The sequence below is a fragment of the Streptococcus sp. K0074 genome, assembly GCF_048843365.1.
Classification (GTDB): domain Bacteria; phylum Bacillota; class Bacilli; order Lactobacillales; family Streptococcaceae; genus Streptococcus; species Streptococcus mitis_BM.
The window spans coordinates 622,405-645,623 of record NZ_CP184836.1; the positions used below are offsets into that span (position 1 = coordinate 622,405).

Below are 23,219 nucleotides of genomic sequence, written 5' to 3' on the forward strand. Positions count from 1 at the left end.
TAACATGAAAAAAGAATTTAATTTAATTGCAACTGTGGCAGCAGGTCTTGAAGCTGTTGTGGGACGAGAAGTGCGAGAGTTGGGCTACGATTGTCAGGTTGAAAATGGACGTGTGCGTTTTCAAGGAGACGTGAGAGCGATTATCGAAACCAACCTCTGGCTTCGAGCAGCAGATCGTATCAAAATTATCGTAGGAACTTTCCCAGCTAAGACTTTTGAAGAGCTGTTTCAGGGAGTTTTTGCTTTAGATTGGGAAAATTATTTACCACTTGGGGCTCGGTTCCCTATTTCCAAGGCCAAATGTGTTAAATCTAAACTTCACAATGAGCCAAGTGTACAGGCTATTTCTAAGAAAGCTGTTGTCAAGAAATTGCAGAAACACTATGCTCGCCCAGAAGGTGTTCCTCTGATGGAGAATGGCCCAGAGTTTAAGATTGAGGTCTCTATTCTCAAAGATGTGGCAACTGTCATGATTGATACGACAGGATCTAGCCTCTTTAAACGTGGTTATCGTACCGAAAAAGGTGGTGCTCCTATTAAGGAAAACATGGCGGCAGCCATTTTACAACTCTCTAACTGGTATCCAGACAAGCCTTTGATTGATCCGACCTGTGGTTCGGGGACTTTCTGTATTGAGGCAGTCATGATTGCTCGAAAGATGGCTCCAGGTCTTCGTCGCTCTTTTGCATTTGAGGAGTGGAACTGGATCAGCGATCGCTTGATTCAAGAAGTGCGCACAGAGGCGGCTAAAAAAGTGGATCGTGAGCTGGAACTGGATATCATGGGTTGTGATATTGATGCTCGCATGGTGGAAATTGCTAAAGCCAATGCTCAGGCAGCTGGTGTTGCAGGAGACATTACTTTTAAGCAGATGCGCGTGCAGGATTTACGTTCTGATAAAATCAATGGCGTGATTATCTCCAATCCGCCTTATGGAGAACGTTTATCAGATGATGCAGGAGTTACCAAGCTTTATGCTGAGATGGGGCAAGTATTTGCACCACTGAAAACTTGGAGTAAGTTTATCCTAACTAGTGATGAGGCATTTGAAAGCAAGTATGGTAGTCAGGCGGATAAGAAACGTAAGTTATACAACGGAACCTTGAAAGTAGATCTGTATCAATATTTTGGTCAGCGTGTTAAACGCCAAGAGTTAAAATAGAAAGGGATACTCATGAGTAAGAAAAGACGGAATCGTCATAAAAAAGAAAACCAAGAACCACGATTTGATTTTGATGAAGCAAAAGAGTTAACAGTTGGTCAAGCGATTCGTAAAAATGAAGAAGTGGAAGCAGGAGTCTTGCCTGAAGATTCCATTTTGGACAAGTATGTCAAGCAACACAAAGAGGAAATCGAAGCAGATAAGTTTGCGACTCGCCAATACAAAAAAGAGGAGTTAGTCGAAAAAGAAGAAGCTGTTACCTCGAGTCTTGATGACTTACTTCAAGAGATTCGTGAGGAGACAGAAGTTGAGTCCTCAGTACAAGAAGATGACTTGAATCAGTTCGATGATTTAGAATTCATACGCGATTCAGAAGTTCCCCCTGTCGAAGAATTTGAGACTGAAGAAGTACAATTGTTTGAAGGAGAAGAGGTTCCAATACTTTCTCGAGTTACGGATAGTGAAGATGGAGAAAGTAAGAAGAAATGGTTGATTTACGGGATCCTAGCAGCGCTAGTGGTTCTTATCCTTGGGACTGCTTATTATGTTTATCGTCAAGTGAATCGCTCAACACAGGAAATCCAAACTTCTCAATCAGCGTCCAGTGAGCAGAATATTCAGCCGATTTTAGAAGATTTCAATAGCCAATACGATGCCTTTTATACAGATAGTAATAAAACGGCTTTGAAAAATAGCCAGTTTGATAAACTGAGTCAACTGAAGACCTTGCTTGATAAGCTGGAAGGTAGTCGTGAACATGCACTTGCCAAATCTAAATATGATGGTCTAACAACGCAAATCAAGGCCATTCAAGATGTCAATGCTCAATTTGAAAAACCAGCTATTGTTGATGGTGTTTTGGACACTAACGCTAAAGCTAAATCGGATGCTAAATTTACGGATATTAAAACTGGCAATACTGAGATTGATAAAGTGCTAGATAAGGCTATCAACCTTGGTAAGAGCCAGCAAACAAGTACTTCTAGCTCAAGTTCAAGTCAAACTAGCAGTTCTAGTCAAGCAAGTTCAAATGCGACTAGTGAGACAAAACCAAGTAGTTCAAATGAGACTAGAAGTAGTCGCAGTGAAGTCAATATGGGTCTATCAAGCGCGGGTGTTGCTGTTCAAAGAAGTGCTAGTCGTGTTGCCTACAATCAATCTGCTATTGATGATAGTAACAACTCTGCCTGGGATTTCGCAGATGGTGTCTTGGAACAAATTTTAGCGACTTCACGTTCACGTGGTTATATCACTGGTAATCAATACATCCTTGAACGTGTTAATATCGTTAATGGCAATGGTTATTACAATCTCTACAAGCCAGATGGAACCTATCTCTTTACCCTTAACTGTAAGACAGGTTACTTTGTTGGAAATGGTTCTGGACATGCGGATGACTTGGACTACTAAGCAGTCGTTACAAAATTCTTTCTTTTCAAAAGTAAAAATGATAAAATAAAACAAATTAAATAAGAGGAGTGTCAAATGACAAAAGCTAACTTTGGTGTCGTAGGTATGGCCGTAATGGGTCGTAACCTTGCCCTTAATATTGAATCTCGTGGTTACACAGTTGCTATCTACAACCGTAGTAAAGAAAAAACTGAAGATGTAATTGCTTGCCATCCTGAAAAGAACTTTGTACCAAGCTATGACGTTGAAAGTTTTGTAAATTCAATCGAAAAACCTCGTCGTATTATGCTTATGGTTCAAGCTGGACCTGGTACAGATGCTACTATCCAAGCACTTCTTCCACACCTTGACAAGGGTGATATCTTGATTGACGGAGGAAACACTTTCTACAAAGATACCATCCGTCGTAATGAAGAATTGGCAAACTCAGGTATCAACTTTATCGGTACTGGGGTTTCTGGTGGTGAAAAAGGAGCTCTTGAAGGTCCTTCTATCATGCCTGGTGGACAAAAAGAAGCCTATGAATTGGTTGCGGATGTTCTCGAAGAAATCTCAGCTAAAGCACCAGAAGATGGTAAACCATGTGTGACTTACATCGGTCCTGATGGAGCTGGTCACTATGTGAAAATGGTTCACAACGGTATCGAGTATGGTGATATGCAATTGATTGCAGAAAGTTATGACTTGATGCAACACTTGCTAGGCCTTTCTGCAGAAGACATGGCTGAAATCTTTACTGAGTGGAATAAGGGTGAATTGGACAGCTACTTGATCGAAATCACAGCTGATATCTTGAGCCGTAAAGACGATGAAGGTCAAGATGGACCAATCGTAGACTACATCCTTGATGCTGCGGGTAACAAGGGTACTGGTAAATGGACTAGCCAATCATCACTTGACCTTGGTGTGCCTTTGTCACTCATCACTGAGTCAGTATTTGCACGTTACATTTCAACTTACAAAGAAGAACGTGTACATGCTAGCAAGGTTCTTCCAAAACCAGCTGCCTTCAAATTTGAAGGAGACAAGGCTGAGTTGATTGAAAAAATCCGTCAAGCCCTTTACTTCTCAAAAATCATTTCATACGCACAAGGTTTTGCTCAATTGCGTGTAGCTTCTAAAGAAAATAACTGGAACTTGCCATTTGCAGACATCGCATCTATCTGGCGTGATGGCTGTATCATCCGTTCTCGTTTCTTGCAAAAGATTACAGATGCTTACAACCGTGATGCAGACCTTGCTAACCTTCTTTTGGATGAATACTTCTTGGATGTCACTGCTAAGTACCAACAAGCAGTGCGTGATATCGTAGCTCTTGCGGTTCAAGCTGGTGTGCCAGTGCCAACCTTCTCAGCAGCTATTACTTACTTTGATAGCTACCGTTCAGCTGACCTTCCAGCTAACTTGATCCAAGCACAGCGTGACTACTTTGGTGCTCACACTTACCAACGTAAAGACAAAGAAGGAACATTCCACTACTCTTGGTATGACGAAAAATAAGTAGGTCTGCCATGGGGAAACGGATTTTATTACTTGAGAAAGAACGAAATCTAGCTCATTTTTTAAGTTTGGAGCTCCAAAAAGAGCAATACCGAGTTGATCAGGTTGAGGAGGGGCAAAAAGCCCTCTCTATGGCTCTTCAGACAGACTATGACTTGATTTTATTGAATGCTCATCTGGGGGATATGACAGCCCAGGATTTTGCAGACAAGCTGAGTCGGACTAAGCCAGCCTCAGTCATCATGGTCTTGGACCATCGTGAAGAATTGCAAGATCAGATTGAAACAATCCAACGCTTTGCCGTTTCTTACATCTATAAGCCGGTTATTATTGACAATTTGGTGGCTCGTATTTCAGCGATTTTCCGAGGTCGGGACTTCATCGACCAACACTGTAGTCAGATGAAGGTTCCAACATCTTACCGCAATCTACGTATGGATGTAGAACATCATACCGTTTATCGTGGCGAGGAAATGATTGCTCTGACGCGCCGTGAGTATGACCTTTTGGCTACTCTTATGGGGAGCAAGAAAGTTCTGACTCGTGAGCAGTTGTTGGAAAGTGTCTGGAAGTATGAAAGTGCGACCGAAACAAATATCGTGGATGTCTACATCCGTTATCTACGTAGCAAGCTTGATGTAAAAGGTCAAAAAAGCTACATTAAAACCGTGCGTGGTGTCGGTTACACCATGCAAGAATAGAAAAGCAGTTGCAGTTTTGTAACTGCTTTTTATATGAGTTCTTTATATGTTGACATGCGATTTTGTATTTGCTACAATCAGTTATGGAGGATAGGTCTAATGAGAATAATAAAAAAATTGATGCAAATCGCATTAGCAGTCTTTTTCTTCGGTTTTCTAGCAACAAGTGCAGTATTGGCGGATGATGCTGATTCAGAAGGCTGGCAATTTGTCCAAGAAAATGGTAGAACCTACTACAAGAAGGGTGAGATCAAAGAAAAGGCCTGGCGAGTGATTGATGGCAAGAGCTATTATTTTGATCATGTATCAGGAGAAATGGTTGTCGGCTGGCAATACATCCCGTTTCCATCTAAAGGTAGTACAATTGGTCCTTATCCTAATGGTATGAGGTTGGAATTTATGCCAATGCCAAGATGGTACTACTTTAACCAAGATGGGGTTCTTCAAGAATTTGTTGGTAAGCAAATTTTAGAAGCAAAAACAGCTACAAATGTCAACAAGCATCATGGGGAACAATATAATAGTCCAGCAGAGAAACGAGTCTATTATTTTGAAGATCAACGTAGCTATCACACTTTAAAAACTGGTTGGATTTATGATGAGGGGCACTGGTATTATTTACTGAAGGATGGTGGCTTTGATTCTCGCATCAACAGATTGACTGTTGGGGAGCTAGCACGTGGTTGGGCTAAGGATTTTCCTCTTACATATGATGAAGATAAATTAAAAGCTGCTCCATGGTACTATCTAGATCCAGAAACTGGTATTATGCAAACTGGTTGGAAACAACTTGGCAATAAGTGGTACTACCTCCGTTCATCAGGAGCTATGACAACTGGTTGGTATCAAGACGGCTCAACTTGGTATTATCTAGATGCTGAAAATGGTGATATGAAAACGGGCTGGCAAAACCTTGGTAACAAGTGGTACTATCTCCGTTCATCAGGAGCTATGGCAACTGGTTGGTTCCAGGTCGGTAGTAAATGGTACTATGCTTATAGCTCAGGTGCCTTGGCAGTGAATACGACCGTAGATGACTATTCTGTCAATTATAATGGTGAATGGGTTCAATAATGAAAGAGGCGATTGTGAAGGAAACAATCGCTTTTTTTGTGAAAATATAATAAAATAGATAGGAAAGAATAAATACTTGTATGAAAAAATGAGACGGCTTTTTCGTCTAGCAAAAGGAAAAAATGATAAAAAAAATTGGTGTCGGTCAGGCACATAGTAAGATTATTTTAATAGGGGAGCATGCGGTCGTTTACGGTTATCCTGCCATTTCCCTGCCTCTTTTGGAGGTAGAAGTGACTTGTAAGGTAGTTCCTGCAGCGAGTCCTTGGCGCCTCTATGAGGAGGATACCTTGTCCATGGCAGTTTATGCTTCACTGGAGTATTTGGATATCAAAGAAGCCTGCATTCGCTGTGAGATTGACTCGGCTATCCCTGAGAAACGGGGAATGGGTTCGTCAGCAGCTATCAGCATAGCGGCCATTCGTGCGGTTTTTGACTACTATCAGGCAGAACTGCCTCATGATGTATTAGAAATCTTGGTCAATCGGGCGGAGATGATTGCCCATATGAATCCAAGTGGTTTGGATGCCAAGACCTGTCTCAGTGACCAGCCCATTCGCTTTATTAAGAACGTAGGATTTACAGAGCTTGAGATGAATCTATCTGCCTATTTGGTCATTGCAGATACGGGCGTCTATGGTCACACTCGTGAAGCCATTCAAGTGGTTCAAAACAAGGGCAAGGATGCCCTGCCGTTTTTGCATGCCTTGGGGGAATTGACCCAGCAGGCAGAAGATGCGATTTCACAAAAAGATGCTGAAGGATTGGGACAAATCCTCAGTCAAGCGCATTTACATTTAAAAGAAATTGGGGTCAGTAGCCCTGAGGCAGACCATCTGGTTGAAACAGCTCTTAGTCATGGTGCTCTGGGTGCTAAGATGAGCGGTGGTGGGCTTGGAGGCTGTATCATAGCCTTGGCAGCCAATTTGACACACGCACAAGAACTAGCAGAAAGATTAGAAGAGAAAGGAGCTGTTCAGACATGGATAGAGAGCCTGTAACAGTACGTTCTTACGCAAATATTGCTATTATCAAATATTGGGGAAAGAAAAAAGAAAAAGAGATGGTGCCTGCTACTAGCAGTATCTCTCTGACTTTGGAGAATATGTATACGGAGACAACTTTGTCATCTCTACCGACGGATGCGACAGCTGATGCCTTTTATATCAATGGTAAGCTACAAAATGAGGCTGAGCATGCCAAGATGAGTAAGATTATTGACCGCTACCGTCCAGTTGGAGAAGGCTTTGTCCGTATCGATACTCAGAACAATATGCCTACCGCGGCGGGTCTGTCCTCAAGTTCTAGCGGTTTGTCTGCCTTGGTCAAGGCTTGCAACGCTTATTTCAAGCTTGGTTTGAATCGGAGCCAGTTGGCGCAGGAAGCTAAGTTTGCTTCTGGATCTTCCTCTCGTAGTTTTTATGGACCGCTAGGTGCCTGGGATAAGGATAGTGGGGAAATTTACCCTGTAGAGACAGACTTGAAACTAGCTATGATTATGTTGGTGCTAGAGGATAAGAAAAAACCAATCTCTAGCCGTGACGGGATGAAACTTTGTGTGGAAACATCGACGACCTTTGATGACTGGGTCCGTCAGTCTGAGAAAGACTATCAGGATATGCTGGTTTATCTCAAGGAAAATGACTTTGCCAAGGTTGGGGAGTTAACGGAGGAAAATGCCCTGGCTATGCACGCTACGACCAAAACAGCATCACCAGCCTTTTCTTATCTGACGGATGCGTCTTATGAAGCCATGGACTTTGTTCGCCAGCTACGTGAGCAAGAAGAGGCTTGTTACTTTACTATGGATGCTGGTCCCAATGTCAAGGTTCTCTGTCAGGAGAAAGACTTGGAGCATTTATCAGAAATCTTCGGTCAACGTTATCGCTTGATTGTGTCAAAAACAAAGGATTTGAGCCAAGATGATTGCTGTTAAAACTTGCGGAAAGCTCTATTGGGCAGGTGAATATGCTATTTTAGAGCCAGGGCAGTTGGCCTTGATAAAGGCCATTCCTATCTATATGAAGGGCGAGATTGCTTTTTCTGACAGTTACCGTATCTACTCAGATATGTTTGATTTCGCAGTGGATTTGACGCCAAATCCTGACTACAGCTTGATTCAAGAAACGATTGCTTTAGTGGAAGATTTCCTCGTTTATCATGGGCAAACCTTGCGACCTTTTTCTCTAGAAATTCGTGGGAAAATGGAACGAGAAGGGAAAAAGTTTGGTCTAGGTTCTAGCGGTAGCGTCGTTGTTTTGGTCATCAAGGCTCTGCTAGCTCTGTATAAGCTTTCGGTTGATCAGGAGCTCTTGTTCAAGCTGGCCAGTGCTGTCTTGCTCAAGCGCGGAGACAATGGTTCTATGGGGGACCTTGCCTGTATCGTGGCAGAGGATTTGGTTCTTTACCAGTCATTTGATCGCCAGAAAGTGGCTACTTGGTTGGAAGAAGAAAATTTGGCGACAGTTTTAGAGCGTGATTGGGGCTTTTCAATTTCGCAAGTGAGACCAACTTTAGAATGTGATTTCCTAGTGGGATGGACCAAGGAAGTGGCTGTATCGAGTCACATGGTCCAGCAAATCAAGCAAAATATCAATCAGAATTTTTTAAGCTCCTCAAAAGAAACGGTGGCTGCTTTAGTAGAAGCCTTGGAGCAGGGGAAATCAGAAAAAATTATCGAGCAAGTAGAAGTAGCCAGCCAGCTTTTAGAAGGCTTGAGCACAGATATTTACACGCCTTCGCTTAGACAGTTGAAAGAAGCTAGTCAAGATTTGCAAGCTGTTGCTAAGAGTAGTGGCGCTGGTGGTGGTGATTGTGGTATTGCCTTGAGTTTTGATGAGCAATCAACTGAAACCCTAAAAAACCGTTGGGCCGATCTGGGGATTGAGCTCTTATACCAAGAAAGGATAGGACATGACGACAAATCGTAAGGATGAGCACATCCGCTATGCCCTTGAGCAGAAAAGTTCCTATAATAGCTTTGATGAGGTGGAGTTGATTCATTCTTCCTTGCCTCTTTACGATCTGGATGAAATCAATCTGTCGACAGAATTTGCTGGTCGAAAGTGGGACTTTCCTTTTTATATCAATGCTATGACGGGTGGAAGCGAAAAAGGTAAAGAAATCAATCAAAAACTGGCTCAGGTGGCAGAAGACTGTGAGATTTTGTTTGTGACGGGCTCTTATAGTGCGGCTCTCAAAGATCCATCAGATGCCTCTTTTTCTGTCAAGGCTAGTCATCCAAATCTCCTTCTTGGAACCAATATTGGATTGGATAAGCCGGTTGAACTTGGTTTGCAGACTGTGACGGAGATGAATCCTTTACTTTTACAAGTGCATGTCAATGTCATGCAGGAATTACTCATGCCTGAGGGAGAAAGGAAGTTCAGAAGCTGGCAATCGCATCTGGCAGACTATAGCAAGCAAATTCCTGTTCCGATTGTCCTAAAGGAAGTGGGCTTTGGAATGGATGCCAAGACCATTGAAAGAGCCTATGAATTGGGCGTTCGAACCTTTGACCTGTCAGGTCGTGGTGGTACCAGCTTTGCCTATATTGAAAACCGTCGCAGTGGTCAGCGTGATTATCTCAATCAATGGGGCCAGTCCACCATGCAAGCCCTTATCAATGCCCAAGACTGGAAAGACAAGGTCGAACTCTTGGTCAGTGGAGGGGTTCGGAATCCGCTGGATATGATTAAGTGCTTGGTATTTGGAGCCAAGGCTGTGGGATTGTCACGAACCGTTCTGGAATTGGTTGAAACCTATACAGTTGAAGAAGTGATTGACATTGTTCAAGGATGGAAAGCAGATTTACGCTTGATTATGTGTGCCCTTAATTGTGCCACCATAGCAGAACTGCAAAAAGTAGACTATCTTCTATATGGAAAATTAAAAGAAGCAAAGGATCAGATGAAAAAGGCGTAACCATCGCCTTTTTTCCATCTTCAGACCGAGGTGACTTTTTTGAATTGTGATAAAATAGAAAGCAGAGGATGAACCTATGAGAAAATTTAAAATCTTTTTATTTATCGAAGCCTGTCTTTTGACAGGAGCTCTGATTTTGATGGTATCAGAGCATTTTTCGCGTTTTCTGCTGATTCTATTCCTCTTTTTACTTTTGATTCGCTATTACACTGGTAAAGAGGGCAATAACCTCCTTTTGGTGGTGGCAACCATTCTCTTCTTTTTCATCGTCATGCTCAATCCTTTTGTGATTTTAGCTATTTTTGTTGCGGTTATATACAGTCTCTTTCTTCTTTACCCGATGATGAATCAGGAAAAAGAGCAAACCAATTTGGTTTTTGAAGAGGTGGTTACGGTTAAGAAGGAGAAAAATCGTTGGTTTGGAAATCTCCATCATTTTTCAAGTTACCAGACTTGCCAATTTGATGATATCAATCTCTTTCGTCTCATGGGGAAGGACACTATTCATCTGGAGAGGGTCATTCTAACCAATCATGACAATGTTATTATCCTTAGAAAGATGGTAGGCACGACCAAAATCATTGTGCCTGTAGATGTAGAAGTCAGTCTCAGTGTTAATTGTCTCTATGGGGATTTGAATTTTTTCAACCAGCCCAAGCGAGCCCTCCGCAATGAACACTATCATCAAGAAACAAGAGACTATCTCAAGAGTAACAAGAGTGTCAAGATTTTCTTGACCACTATGATTGGCGATGTTGAGGTGGTCAGAGGATGAAAAAACAAGCTTATATAATCATTGCTCTCACCTCCTTATTATTTGTCTTGTTTTTCTCCCACAGCTTATTGGAAATTCTTGATTTTGACTGGTCTATTTTCTTGCACGATGTCGAAAAAACAGAAAAATTTGTCTTTTTGTTGTTGGTGTTCAGCATGTCCATGACCTGTCTCTTAGCCCTATTTTGGCGAGGTATTGAAGAGCTTTCTCTAAGAAAAATGCAGGCTAATTTCAAGCGTTTGCTGGCAGGGCAAGAAGTGGTTCAGGTTTCAGATCCAGATTTGGATGCCAGTTTCAAGTCCTTGTCAGGTAAACTTAACCTTTTGACAGAAGCGCTTCAAAAAGCTGAAAATCACAGTCTTGCTCAGGAAGAGGAAATCATCGAGAAAGAACGGAAGAGGATTGCTAGGGATTTGCACGATACAGTCAGTCAGGAGTTGTTTGCGGCCCACATGATTTTATCGGGTATCAGTCAGCAAGCTTTGAAATTGGATAGAGAAAAGATGCAGACCCAGTTGCAGAGTGTCACAGCTATTTTAGAAACAGCCCAGAAGGATTTACGGGTCTTGCTCTTACATTTGCGACCAGTTGAACTGGAGCAGAAGAGTCTGGTTGAAGGGATTCAAATCCTCTTAAAAGAGCTTGAGGACAAGAGTGATCTCAAGGTTAGTTTCAAGCAAAATGTGACGAAATTGCCTAAGAAAATCGAGGAGCATATCTTCCGTATTTTGCAAGAATTGATCAGCAATACCCTCCGCCATGCCCAGGCTTCTTGTTTGGATGTCTATCTCTATCAGACAGATTTTGAATTGCAACTGAAGGTGGTGGACAATGGGATTGGTTTCCAGTTGGGAAGTTTAGACGACTTGAGTTATGGACTTCGCAATATTAAGGAGCGGGTCGAAGATATGGCAGGGACGGTTCAGTTATTAACAGCGCCCAAGCAAGGGCTGGCAGTTGATATCCGCATTCCCCTGCTCGATAAGGAATGATAAAGGAGTAAAGATGAAAATTTTACTAGTAGATGACCATGAAATGGTCCGATTGGGCTTGAAAAGCTACTTTGACCTCCAAGACGATGTAGAAGTTGTGGGCGAGGCGTCCAACGGGTCTCAAGGTATTGACTTGGCCTTGGAACTGCGTCCAGATGTCATTGTCATGGATATCGTCATGCCTGAGATGAATGGGATTGATGCGACCTTGTCTATCCTAAAAGAATGGCCTGAAGCCAAGATTTTGATTGTGACTTCTTACTTGGACAATGAAAAAATCATGCCGGTTTTGAATGCTGGTGCCAAAGGCTATATGCTCAAGACTTCTAGTGCAGACGAACTGCTCCATGCCGTCCGTAAGGTGGCTGCTGGCGAGCTGGCTATTGAACAAGAGGTCAGCAAGAAGGTCGAATACCACCGCAATCATATGGAACTTCATGAAGAATTGACTGCGCGTGAGCGAGACGTTCTCCAACTCATCGCCAAGGGTTACGAAAATCAGCGCATCGCTGATGAACTCTTTATCTCTCTCAAGACGGTCAAGACCCATGTGTCTAACATTCTTGCCAAACTTGAGGTTAGCGACCGCACCCAGGCAGCAGTCTATGCCTTTCAGCACCACTTGGTCGGGCATGAGGAGTTTTAGATGAGTTTAACTGATTTACTTGAGGAGCTAGAAGCAGCAAAAGATCCTAAAAAAGCAGGGCCAATGGAGGCCTATATGCGCCATCAATTTTCCTTCCTAGGCGTTGCGGCACCTGAAAGAAATGCACTCTATAAAAAATACTTTCCAGAAGCGAAAAAAACAAAGATTATCGATTGGGATTTTGTAGATACTTGCTGGGAAAAAGAGTCTAGAGAATACCAGTATGTGGCTGCCAATTATTTGAAAGCAATGCAGTCTGATCTAAAGGACAGCGATTTGCCTAAACTAGAGCAGTTGGTTGTTACTAAGTCTTGGTGGGATACGGTGGATATCCTAGATCGCGTAGTAGGGAGTTTGGTGTATGACAAGCCGGAACTGGAAAAAATAATCCTCCAATGGAGCTTGTCAGACAATATCTGGCTGAGACGAGTCGCTATTGACCACCAGTTGTTAAGAAAAGAGAAGACCAATGTTCAATTACTGGAAAAGATTCTGCTTCATAATTTGAATCAAACAGAATTCTTTATCAATAAAGCCATTGGCTGGGCACTGAGAGACTACTCCAAAACGAATCCAGCTTGGGTAGCATGCTTCATTGAGAAAAACAAGGAAAGAATGGCTGAACTTAGTATCAAAGAAGCAAGCAAGTACCTCTCCCATCATTGAAAAGCACATTCATTACTTGAAAAAAGTCGCTCATTTATGTTATAATAGACTGTATTTAAAAAATTTTAAGGAGAAATGACAGAATGTCTGTATCATTTGAAAACAAAGAAACAAACCGTGGTGTCTTGACTTTCACTATCTCTCAAGACCAAATCAAACCAGAATTGGATCGTGTCTTCAACTCAGTGAAGAAATCTCTTAATGTTCCAGGTTTCCGTAAAGGTCACCTTCCACGTCCTATCTTCGACAAAAAGTTTGGTGAAGAGTCACTTTACCAAGATGTTATGAACGCTCTTTTGCCAAATGCTTATGAAGCAGCTGTAAAAGAAGCTGGTCTTGAAGTGGTTGCTCAACCAAAAATTGATGTAACTTCAATGGAAAAAGGTCAAGACTGGGTTATTACAGCTGAAGTCGTGACAAAACCTGAAGTAAAATTGGGTGACTACAAAAACCTTGAAGTATCAGTTGATGTAGAAAAAGAAGTAACTGACGCTGACGTTGAAGAGCGTATCGAACGCGAACGCAACAACTTGGCTGAATTGGTTATCAAGGAAGCTGCTGCTGAAAACGGCGACACTGTTGTCATCGACTTCGTTGGTTCTATCGACGGTGTTGAATTTGATGGCGGAAAAGGTGAAAACTTCTCACTTGGACTTGGTTCAGGTCAATTCATCCCTGGTTTCGAAGACCAATTGGTAGGTCACTCAGCTGGTGAAACTGTTGACGTTATCGTAACATTCCCAGAAGACTACCAAGCAGAAGACCTTGCAGGTAAAGAAGCTAAATTCGTGACAACTATCCACGAAGTAAAAGCTAAAGAAGTTCCAGCTCTTGACGATGAACTTGCAAAAGACATCGACGAAGAAGTTGAAACACTTGCTGAATTGAAAGAAAAATACCGCAACGAATTGGTTGCTGCTAAAGAAGAAGCTTACAAAGATGCAGTTGAAGGTGCAGCAATTGATAAAGCTGTAGAAAACGCTGAAATCGTAGAACTTCCAGAAGAAATGATTCACGAAGAAGTTCACCGCTCAGTAAACGAATTCCTTGGAAACTTGCAACGTCAAGGTATCAACCCTGACATGTACTTCCAAATCACTGGAACTACTCAAGAAGACCTTCACAATCAATACCAAGCAGAAGCTGAGTCACGTACTAAGACTAACCTTGTTATTGAAGCAGTTGCCAAAGCTGAAGGATTTGATGCTTCAGAAGAAGAAATCCAAAAAGAAGTTGAGCAATTGGCAACAGACTACAACATGGAAGTTGCTCAAGTACAAAGCTTGCTTTCAGCTGATATGTTGAAACACGATATCACAATCAAAAAAGCTGTTGAATTGATTACAAGCACAGCAACAGTTAAATAATATTAATAAACAAAAATGGCTCTTTGTCAACTGTAGTGGGTTGAAGAAAAGCTAATATCTAGAAAGGACAAATCTCGTCCTTTCTTTTTTGATGTTCAGAGCGATAAAAATCCGTTTTTTGAAATTTTCAAAGTTCCGAAAACCAAAGGCATTGCGTTTGATAAGTTTGATGAGATTATTGGTTGCTTCTAATTTGGCGTTAGAATAGTGTAGTTGAAGGGTGTTGACAATCTTTTCTTTATCCTTGAGGAAGGTTTTAAAGACAGTCTGAAAAATAGGATGAACCTGCTTAAGATTGTCCTCAATAAGTCCGAAAAATTTCTCTGGTTCCTTATTCTGAAAGTGAAAAAGCAAGAGTTGATAGAGATGGTAGTGGTGTTTCAAGTCCTCTGAATAGCTCAAAAGCTTGTCTAAAATCTCTTTATTCGTCAAGTGCATGCGAAAAGTAGGGCGATAAAAACGTTTATCGCTGAGTTTACGACTATCCTGTTGAATGAGCTTCCAGTAACGCTTGATATCCTTGTATTCATGGGATTTTCGATGAAACTGATTCATGATTTGGACACGCACACGACTCATAGCACGGCTCATGTGTTGGACAATATGGAAACGATCCAACACGATTTTAGCGTTTGGAAAAAGCTGTTTAGCTAAGGCATAGTAGGGACTAAACATATCCATAGTAATGATTTTCACCTGACATCGGACTGCTCTATCGTAACGAAGAAAGTGATTTCGGATGACAGCCTGTGTTCTGCCTTCAAGAACAGTGATAATGTTGAGCTTGTCAAAATCTTGTGCAATAAAGCTCATCTTTCCCTTTGTAAAAGCGTACTCGTCCCAGGACATAATCTCAGGGAGGTAAGAAAAATCAGACTTAAAACGGAAGTCATTGAGCTTACGAATGACAGTTGAAGTTGAAATAGCCAGCTGATGAGCAATATCGGTCATAGAAGTCTTTTCAATCAGCTTTTGCGCAATCTTTTGGTTGATGATACGAGGAATTTGATGATTCTTCTTGACGAGAGAGGTTTCGGCGACCATCATTTTCGAGCAATGATAGCACTTGAATCGACGCTTTTTCAGGAGGATTCTAGTAGGCATACCAGTCGTTTCGAGGTAAGGAATTTTCGACGGTTTTTGAAAGTCATATTTCTTCATTTGATGTCCACAATCAGGACAAGATGGGGCATTGTAATCCAGTTTAGCGATGATTTCCTTAAGTGTATCCTTATTGATGATGTCTAGAATCTGGATATTTGGGTCTTTGATATCGAGTAGTTTTGTGATAAAATGTAATTGTTCCATATGAATCTTTCTAATGAGTTGTTTAGTCGCTTTTCATTATAGGTCATATGGGACTTTTTTTCTACACAAAAATAGGCTCCATAAGATTCATAGGGGATTTACCCACTACAAATATTATAGAGCCATAAAAGCCCACCTGAATTGGTGGGTTTTCTTATGCACTATTTTCCAAAAATCTCTTTGAGGTCTGCGTCTGTAATTCCAATCATGGCTGGGATGCTGTCCCAGTTTTCTTCGGTTAGGATGTAGGATTGTTCAGAGGCGCTTGATGTGGCTGTTTCATAGATAGCTGGTTGCTTTTCTTCAACATTCTCCAATAAATCACTGAAGCGTTCAATCAGATAGGTTTTTCGGGCAGTTCCGATGTGTTGGGTGGCATAATCGAAGGCCTGTAATTCACCTAGTAAGATAAGCTTGCTTTTGGCGCGTGTAATGGCTGTATAGATGAGATTGCGCTCCAGCATACGCCTACTAGCACTAGTGATAGGTAGGATGACAACAGGGAACTCACTTCCCTGTGATTTATGGATGCTCATGGCATAGGCCAGGCGAATCTTGTACCATTCGTTACGTGGGTAAGAGACCTCATTGCCATCAAAATCAATGACAATCTCGTCTTGTTTCGACTCGGTATATTTACCAGGAATCAGGTCTGTGATAGCTCCTAGATCCCCATTAAAGACATTGATTTCAGCATCGTTGACTAAATGAATGACCTTGTCTCCCTTGCGATAGTGGCACTGGGGAGCTTCAAAACTGAGTTGGTCTTTTTGTGGTGGATTAAGGAGGTCTTGCATGAGTTGGTTGATGGCATCAATCCCTGCTGTCCCTCGGTACATGGGAGCCAGAACTTGGATATCACGGGCAGGAATGCCACTTCTGAGGGCAGCGCCTAAGATTTTCTCAATGGTAGCAGGAATATGGCCACTAGCAATTTCAAAGTAGGAACGGTCAGCTTTTTTCTGGGTGAAATCGGCTGGCAAGATGCCCTGTCGAATCTGACTAGCTAGGGTGACTATGGTTGATTCTTCGCTTTGCCGGTAAATTTTTTCCAAGCGAGTCTGAGGAATCAAAGGAATATGGAGCAGATCTGCTAGAACTTGTCCAGGGCTGACAGACGGTAGCTGGTCGCTGTCCCCCACGATGAGGATTTTACTGTTAGAAGAGATGTTTGAGAAGAGTTGATTGGCCAACCAAGTATCTACCATGGAAAATTCATCTACGATGATAAAGTCGGCATCCAGATAATCTTCCAGATGACTGGTATCATCGTCACCTGTCATTCCTAAATGTCGGTGTATAGTAGCGCTAGGCAAGCCTGTCAATTCATTCATGCGCCGAGCGGCTCGGCCAGTTGGAGCGGCAAGAAGAATAGGTAGGTTGCTTTTTTTCCTGAGGTCAAGTCCTTCTAAAAGGGCATAAACAGCGATGATCCCATTGATAACCGTTGTCTTACCAGTACCTGGGCCACCTGTCAGAATAAAGACCTTATTCTGGATAGCATCACAGATAGCTTGTTTTTGAATGTGATCATACTCAATCCCCAGCTCTTGCTCGACAGTAGTGATATGTTTTTGAATGGTTTCTAAATCTTGGCTCTTCTGTTTTCCTTTTTCAAGGATACGAACCAAGTGACTGCGGATGCCTTCCTCAGCGAAAAAGAGGCTATTATCAAAGATTTTGGTATCAATCTGCTGAACCTTGTCTTCTTCAATCAGGTAGGAGAGCTCCTGGGCCACTTGGCTGGGATCCAGTTCCACGGGGCGAGAAGATTCAAGGAGAGTAAGGGTTTGTTCTAGCAAATCCCGTGCTTCAACATAGGTGTCCCCTGTTTCCATACAGGCCTGAAAAAGACTATGAACTAGACCGGCACGAAAGCGTTCAGGAGCCTGACTTTCGATGCCTAGTTCTTCCGCTAATTGGTCAGCAATAGTAAAGCCCAAACCCTTGATATCCTCAACCAGCTGGTAGGGATAATTTTCAACCACATCAAGGGTTTCTTCCTTGTAAAAGTCTTGAATCTGAAAGGCTAGTTTGTTGGGAATGCCGTAGTTGGCTAGTTTGGCTAAAATCATCTCCGTTCCGTAGTTGAGACGGAGGGTGGAGACGAAAGCCTCGCGATTTTTGGCAGAGAGTCCTGCGATGCCTTCTAACTTTTCTGGGTGTTGCAGAATTTCGTCAATGGTATTGTCGCCATAGGTGTCGACGATTTTCTGAGCAGTCTTGAGACCAATCCCCTTGAAATGGCTACTTGAAAAGTACTTGACCAAGCCCTTGCTAGTTGGTTTTGCACGTTCATAACGACTGATTTGCAGTTGCTCCCCATACTTGGAGTGCTGGACAATTTGCCCCCAAAAAGTATAGTCTTCTCCCTCAATCACATCAGCCATAGTGCCCGTGACAATGATTTCAAAATCATCAAAATCCTCTGCGTCCGTATCGTCGATTTCTAGGAGGAGGATACGATAAAAATTGCTGGGATTTTCAAAAATAATCCGTTCAATGGTTCCTGAAAAATAAACTTCCATAAAATTCCTTTGCATGAATAGGTGAGAGTTAATACTCTTCGAAAATCTCTTCAAACCACGTCAGCTTCGCCTTGCCGTATATATGTTACTGACTTCGTCAGTTCTATCTACAACCTCAAAGCAGTGCTTTGAGCAACCTGCGGCTAGCTTCCTAGTTTGCTCTTTGATTTTCATTGAGTATAACTTTGTTTCTATCTTAATCAAACTGGATAGTGAATAATCATCTTCTCACGATAGAAGAAGAGGCTGAGATGGGTGATTCTCGGCCTCTTAGGTCTCTTAAAATGTTCCGATACGGGTGATTGGCCAGAAGCGGAATTTAGCTTCCCCTGTGATATCTTTTGCTTTAAAAGTTCCTACGTGGCGGCTGTCGCTCGAAACCAGGCGGTCATCTCCGAGGAGAAGGTATTCTCCTTCTGGAACAGTAAAGCTAAAGTTGGTGTTGTAGTTGACATCAACTGTGAAGGCTTGAGCTTTTTGAGCGATACTTCTAAAGAAAGTTCCTTTATTTCCTTCAAAGCCCTTGCCTGAGTAGGTGCTTTGGAGTTTATCATCCTTGAAACGTTTGATGTAGTCAGCTAGGTAAGGCTCATCTGTCTCTTTGTCATTGATGTAAAGTTTATCATTTTCGTAACGGATGGTATCGCCAGGCATTCCGATGACACGTTTGACAATGTCCTTATTACCGTCTTCCTCATGAGCCACCACGATATCAAAACGGTCAATAGGGAGGTGTTTGACAACAAAGAGAATTTCGCCATCCGCTAGGGTAGGATCCATGGAATGCCCTTCTACGCGGACATTACTCCAAAAAAAGATACGGCTCAAAGCTAGTAATGACAGAATCAGGAGGAACAATCCCCACTCTTTTAGGAAATGTTTAAATGAATTCATAACTTACCTTTCTAAGCGTTTTTTCGCTTTTTCAGTATTTTTAAAGTGCAGTTTGGCGCAGAAATTTAGTCCCTGCATACCATAGGCTTGTAAAATCTGGCTAGCCACCTTGTCAGAAGCCGTTCCAGCTCCACTTGGAAGTTGATAGCCCAGTTCTCGTCCCAGATTTTCAAGATTTTCCAGAAAGAGATCACGCGCAATGATAGAAGAAACTGCTACAGCCAAGTATTTGCCCTCAGCCTTTTCTTCCAAGCTAATAGGATTGCTGAAATGATTGGCCTCTTGAGCCAAGTACTTGTCATAATTTTTAGCACTGGTAAAGGCATCAATCACAATTTTCTCAGGTTGAATACCTTTTTGAAGAAGGAGATAGATAGACTGATTATGGAGGGCAACCTTAACCGAAACAGCGTTGTAGCGGTCTCCGATGACCTCGTTGTACTTGCTTGGTGAGAGAAGCAGTGCCTGGTGCTGGATTTTTTCCTTGAGAATAGGAGCAATCTGACGAATCTTTTGGTCGGTCAGAGTCTTAGAATCCCCCACACCGAGTTTTCGTAAAAAGTCATGCTGGTCAGGTGTGACAAAGGAAGCCACAACTGCAAGTCCACCAAAGTAGGAACCATTTCCAACCTCATCCGTCCCAATCAAAGGGAGATTTTGTCTGCTGGTTTCCTCTACAACTTGATAGCCAAAGAAACAGGCGTACTTCTCAGCTCCTTCACCCTGAAGCAAGACCTTTCTAGAAGTATAGATAGAAACCGTTGCCTGAGGTAGTTTCAAAAAGTAGCGGATATAGGGATTCTTACTGGGAGCCAGACTGCTTTGATAGTGTTCAAGAAAAGCCTGAATCTCCTTTTCACTTGGTGTGAGTGTTATACTTGCCATAGTTTCTATTGTACCATAAAAGCAGGCAAATTTGTAAAAACTGACAAAATTAGCGAATTTTGGTATAATATCGTGAGGTGAATTTTATGGCAAATCTAAATCGATTCAAATTTACATTCGGGAAAAAATCATTAACCTTGACAAGCGAACATGATAATCTCTTTATGGAGGAAATCGCTAAGGTTGCGACAGAAAAATACCAAGCAATTAAAGAACAAATGCCTAGTGCAGATGATGAAACAATCGCTCTTTTGTTGGCAGTCAACTGTTTGTCAACTCAACTCAGCCGTGAGATTGAATTTGATGATAAGGAGCAAGAATTAGAAGAACTGCGCCACAAGCTTGTGACTTGCAAGCAAGAACAGAGCAAGATTGAGGATTCCTTATGATTTCACTCCTTCTTCTATTGGTCTTGGCTTGGGGATTTTATATCGGCTATCGGAGAGGCCTGCTCTTACAGGTTTATTACCTGATTTCAGCCCTGGCATCGGCTTTTGTGGCTGGCCAGTTTTACAAGGGGCTTGGAGAACAATTCCATTTATTACTCCCTTATGCAAATCCGCAGGAAGGTCAGGGGACTTTCTTTTTCCCATCAGATCAACTCTTTCAGTTGGATAAGGTCTTTTACGCAGGTATCGGCTACTTGTTGGTATTTGGGATTGTCTATAGCATCGGTCGTTTGCTTGGTCTCCTCTTACACTTGATTCCTAGTAAAAAGCTTGGTGGTAAGTTGTTCCAAGTTTCAGCAGGTATCTTGTCCATGTTGGTGACCTTGTTTGTCTTGCAGATGGCCTTGACAATCTTGGCAACCATCCCCATGGCAGCTATACAAAATCCTCTTGAAAAGAGTATCGTCGCAAAACACATCATCCAGAGCATACCAGTAACAACCAGTTGGCTCAAACAAATCTGGGTGACAAATTTAATCGGATAAAAAGGGCAGGAGTTTTCCTAGCCCTTTGTTTACAGATTGACTCGAATCTATCAGAATGTAAAAAGCCATCACACCTAGACATTCAAAGACAAGGAAATAACGATGAATAAGAAAATATTAGAAACATTAGAGTTCAATAAGGTCAAGGCTTTGTTTGAACCCCATTTGTTGACCGAGCAGGGCTTGGAGCAATTGAGACAGCTGGCTCCGACTGCCAAAGCAGATAAAATCAAACAGGTTTTTGCTGAGATGAAGGAAATGCAGGCTCTCTTTGTCGAGCAACCGCATTTTACCATTCTCGCAACTAAGGAAATTGCAGGAGTCTGCAAGCGATTGGAGATGGGGGCGGATCTCAATATCGAGGAGTTCCTACTCTTGAAGCGCGTACTTCTTGCTAGCCGAGAACTGCAAAGTTTTTATGCCAATCTGGAAAATGTCAGCTTGGAAGAATTAGCCTTTTGGTTTGAGAAATTACATGATTTTCCGCAATTACAAGGAAATCTCCAAGCCTTTAATGATGCAGGTTTCATTGAAAATTTTGCCAGTGAAGAATTGGCACGAATCCGCAGAAAAATCCATGATAGCGAGAGTCAGGTTCGCGATGTTTTGCAAGATTTGCTTAAGCAAAAAGGGCAGATGTTGACAGAAGGGATTGTTGCCAGCAGAAATGGCCGTCAGGTTTTACCAGTCAAAAACACCTACCGTAATAAGATTGCAGGTGTTGTTCATGATATTTCTGCCAGTGGAAATACCGTCTATATCGAACCCCGTGAGGTGGTCAAACTGAGCGAAGAAATTGCCAGTTTGCGAGCAGATGAGCGCTATGAAATGCTTCGCATTCTCCAAGAAATCTCGGAACGTGTCCGCCCTCATGCGGCTGAGATTGCCAATGATGCTTGGATTATCGGCCATCTGGACTTGATTCGTGCCAAGGTCCGCTTTATTCAAGAAAGACAAGCAGTCGTGCCTCAGCTGTCAGAAAATCAAGAAATTCAACTGCTCCATGTCTGCCATCCTTTGGTCAAAAATGCCGTTGCAAATGATGTCCATTTTGGCCAAGATTTAACAGCTATTGTCATTACAGGCCCCAATACAGGTGGGAAGACCATCATGCTCAAAACTCTGGGTTTGACACAGGTTATGGCCCAGTCTGGTTTGCCGATTTTAGCAGACAAGGGAAGTCGTGTTGGTATCTTTGAAGAAATCTTTGCTGATATTGGAGATGAGCAGTCTATTGAGCAGAGCTTGTCTACCTTCTCTAGCCACATGACCAATATTGTGGATATTCTTGGTAAGGTCAACCAGCATTCGCTCTTGCTCTTGGATGAGTTGGGGGCTGGTACAGATCCCCAAGAGGGAGCCGCCCTTGCCATGGCTATTCTGGAGGACCTTCGCCTGCGTCAAGTCAAGACTATGGCGACGACCCACTATCCAGAACTCAAGGCCTACGGTATTGAGACAGCCTTTGTGCAAAATGCCAGCATGGAGTTTGATACTGCAACTCTACGCCCGACCTATCGCTTTATGCAGGGAGTTCCTGGTCGAAGCAATGCCTTTGAGATTGCCAAACGTCTAGGCCTATCTGAAGTTATCGTAGGGGATGCCAGCCAGCAGGTTGATCAGGACAATGATGTCAATCGTATTATTGAGCAACTGGAAGAGCAGACGCTGGAAAGTCGTAAACGCTTGGACAATATCCGTGAGGTGGAGCAAGAAAATCTCAAGATGAACCGTGCTCTCAAAAAGCTCTACAATGAGCTTAATAGTGAAAAGGAAACTGAGCTTAATAAGGCGCGTGAACAGGCTGCTGAGATTGTGGACATGGCCCTAAGTGAGAGTGACCAGATTCTTAAAAATCTCCACAGTAAATCCCAACTCAAGCCCCACGAAATCATTGAAGCCAAGGCCAAGTTGAAAAAATTGGCTCCTGAAAAAGTGGACTTGTCTAAAAACAAGGTCCTTCAAAAGGCCAAGAAAAAACGAGCTCCAAAGGTGGGAGATGATATCGTGGTGCTCAGTTATGGACAGCGTGGTACCTTGACCAGTCAACTCAAGGACGGCCGCTGGGAAGCCCAAGTTGGCTTGATTAAGATGACCTTGGAAGAGAAAGAGTTTGACCTTGTTCAAGCCCAGCAAGAAAAGCAAGTCAAGAAGAAACAAGTCAATGTTGTGAAACGAACATCTGGGCGAGGACCTCAAGCCAGACTGGACCTTCGAGGCAAACGCTATGAAGAGGCAATGAATGAGCTAGATGCCTTTATAGACCAAGCCCTGCTTAATAATATGGCCCAAGTCGATATCATCCATGGTATCGGAACAGGTGTCATCCGTGAAGGTGTCACCAAATATCTACAAAGAAACAAACATGTCAAGAGTTTCGGCTATGCCCCACAAAATGCTGGAGGCAGTGGTGCGACCATTGTCACTTTTAAAGGATAAGAAATATTTCGGAA

Annotated in this window: 21 protein-coding genes; 17 read left to right on the top strand and 4 right to left on the bottom strand. The window is 42.5% G+C overall.

Features of this window, described 5'->3' with window-relative positions:
- The first annotated feature begins 4 nt into the window (after positions 1–4).
- From ACN076_RS03100 to tig, 14 genes are all read left to right on the top strand, one after another.
- Positions 5–1,162 carry a THUMP domain-containing class I SAM-dependent RNA methyltransferase gene (locus ACN076_RS03100; protein ID WP_101781606.1) on the top strand — a complete coding sequence of 386 codons (1,158 nt, stop codon included), beginning with the start codon at positions 5–7 and terminating at the stop codon, positions 1,160–1,162.
- 12 nt (positions 1,163–1,174) lie between these two features.
- Positions 1,175–2,572: a cell division site-positioning protein MapZ gene (mapZ, locus tag ACN076_RS03105; RefSeq protein WP_420790101.1), complete on the top strand. Its 1,398-nt coding sequence runs from the start codon at positions 1,175–1,177 to the stop codon at positions 2,570–2,572.
- A gap of 75 nt (positions 2,573–2,647) precedes the next feature.
- The gene (gene gndA, locus ACN076_RS03110; protein ID WP_000158778.1) at positions 2,648–4,072 is read left to right on the top strand and encodes an NADP-dependent phosphogluconate dehydrogenase; all 1,425 of its coding nucleotides are present in this window, start codon (positions 2,648–2,650) and stop codon (positions 4,070–4,072) included.
- An 11-nt stretch (positions 4,073–4,083) separates the two neighbouring features.
- Positions 4,084–4,773 carry a response regulator transcription factor gene (locus ACN076_RS03115; protein WP_050283620.1) on the top strand — a complete coding sequence of 230 codons (690 nt, stop codon included), beginning with the start codon at positions 4,084–4,086 and terminating at the stop codon, positions 4,771–4,773.
- A gap of 99 nt (positions 4,774–4,872) precedes the next feature.
- On the top strand, positions 4,873–5,847 hold the full coding sequence (locus tag ACN076_RS03120; RefSeq protein WP_420790102.1) for an N-acetylmuramoyl-L-alanine amidase family protein: 975 nt from the start codon (positions 4,873–4,875) through the stop codon (positions 5,845–5,847).
- A gap of 122 nt (positions 5,848–5,969) precedes the next feature.
- Positions 5,970–6,848 (top strand): mevalonate kinase, encoded by an 879-nt coding sequence (gene mvk, locus ACN076_RS03125; RefSeq protein ID WP_261045137.1) that lies wholly within the window; start codon positions 5,970–5,972, stop codon positions 6,846–6,848.
- Positions 6,830–7,783: a diphosphomevalonate decarboxylase gene (mvaD, locus tag ACN076_RS03130; RefSeq protein ID WP_420790103.1), complete on the top strand. Its 954-nt coding sequence runs from the start codon at positions 6,830–6,832 to the stop codon at positions 7,781–7,783. The genes mvk and mvaD overlap by 19 nt, the downstream gene beginning before the upstream one ends.
- Positions 7,770–8,777, top strand: a complete 1,008-nt coding sequence (locus ACN076_RS03135; RefSeq protein ID WP_420790104.1) for a phosphomevalonate kinase — start codon at positions 7,770–7,772, stop codon at positions 8,775–8,777. Before mvaD ends, ACN076_RS03135 begins: the two co-directional genes overlap by 14 nt.
- Positions 8,761–9,771, top strand: coding sequence for a type 2 isopentenyl-diphosphate Delta-isomerase (gene fni / locus ACN076_RS03140; RefSeq protein WP_420790105.1), 1,011 nt, complete (start codon positions 8,761–8,763; stop codon positions 9,769–9,771). Before ACN076_RS03135 ends, fni begins: the two co-directional genes overlap by 17 nt.
- A 76-nt stretch (positions 9,772–9,847) precedes the next feature.
- Positions 9,848–10,546, top strand: a complete 699-nt coding sequence (liaF, locus tag ACN076_RS03145; protein ID WP_061817729.1) for a cell wall-active antibiotics response protein LiaF — start codon at positions 9,848–9,850, stop codon at positions 10,544–10,546.
- Positions 10,543–11,538: a sensor histidine kinase gene (locus ACN076_RS03150; RefSeq protein WP_261072976.1), complete on the top strand. Its 996-nt coding sequence runs from the start codon at positions 10,543–10,545 to the stop codon at positions 11,536–11,538. The genes liaF and ACN076_RS03150 overlap by 4 nt, the downstream gene beginning before the upstream one ends.
- A 13-nt stretch (positions 11,539–11,551) precedes the next feature.
- Positions 11,552–12,184, top strand: a complete 633-nt coding sequence (locus ACN076_RS03155) for a response regulator transcription factor (protein WP_261072974.1) — start codon at positions 11,552–11,554, stop codon at positions 12,182–12,184.
- On the top strand, positions 12,185–12,850 hold the full coding sequence (locus ACN076_RS03160) for a DNA alkylation repair protein (protein WP_261072972.1): 666 nt from the start codon (positions 12,185–12,187) through the stop codon (positions 12,848–12,850).
- An 83-nt stretch (positions 12,851–12,933) separates the two neighbouring features.
- Positions 12,934–14,217 (top strand): trigger factor, encoded by a 1,284-nt coding sequence (gene tig / locus ACN076_RS03165; protein ID WP_261072970.1) that lies wholly within the window; start codon positions 12,934–12,936, stop codon positions 14,215–14,217.
- Positions 14,218–14,268: 51 nt separating this feature from the next.
- Here tig and ACN076_RS03170 read toward each other — a convergent pair whose 3' ends face one another.
- From ACN076_RS03170 to rnhC, 4 genes are all read right to left on the bottom strand, one after another.
- Positions 14,269–15,525, bottom strand: a complete 1,257-nt coding sequence (locus ACN076_RS03170) for an ISL3 family transposase (protein WP_420790106.1) — start codon at positions 15,523–15,525, stop codon at positions 14,269–14,271.
- Positions 15,526–15,686: 161 nt separating this feature from the next.
- Complete coding sequence (locus ACN076_RS03175; RefSeq protein WP_420790107.1) at positions 15,687–18,053, bottom strand: ATP-dependent RecD-like DNA helicase; 2,367 nt, start codon at positions 18,051–18,053, stop codon at positions 15,687–15,689.
- Between the two features lie 279 nt (positions 18,054–18,332).
- Positions 18,333–18,947 (bottom strand): signal peptidase I, encoded by a 615-nt coding sequence (lepB, locus tag ACN076_RS03180; RefSeq protein ID WP_049523793.1) that lies wholly within the window; start codon positions 18,945–18,947, stop codon positions 18,333–18,335.
- A gap of 3 nt (positions 18,948–18,950) precedes the next feature.
- Entirely contained in the window at positions 18,951–19,832 is an 882-nt protein-coding gene (rnhC, locus tag ACN076_RS03185) for a ribonuclease HIII (protein ID WP_420790108.1), read from the bottom strand.
- 86 nt (positions 19,833–19,918) lie between these two features.
- On the opposite strand from rnhC, the gene zapA reads away from it, so the two are divergent.
- The 3 genes from zapA to ACN076_RS03200 all read left to right on the top strand — a co-directional run bounded on the left by zapA (position 19,919) and on the right by ACN076_RS03200 (position 23,205).
- Complete coding sequence (zapA, locus tag ACN076_RS03190) at positions 19,919–20,221, top strand: cell division protein ZapA (RefSeq protein WP_000002019.1); 303 nt, start codon at positions 19,919–19,921, stop codon at positions 20,219–20,221.
- Complete coding sequence (locus ACN076_RS03195; protein WP_000624505.1) at positions 20,218–20,766, top strand: CvpA family protein; 549 nt, start codon at positions 20,218–20,220, stop codon at positions 20,764–20,766. Before zapA ends, ACN076_RS03195 begins: the two co-directional genes overlap by 4 nt.
- A gap of 102 nt (positions 20,767–20,868) precedes the next feature.
- A complete protein-coding gene (locus tag ACN076_RS03200) occupies positions 20,869–23,205 on the top strand; it encodes an endonuclease MutS2 (protein WP_420790109.1) in 2,337 nt (778 codons plus the stop codon).
- The last annotated feature ends 14 nt before the right edge of the window (positions 23,206–23,219 follow it).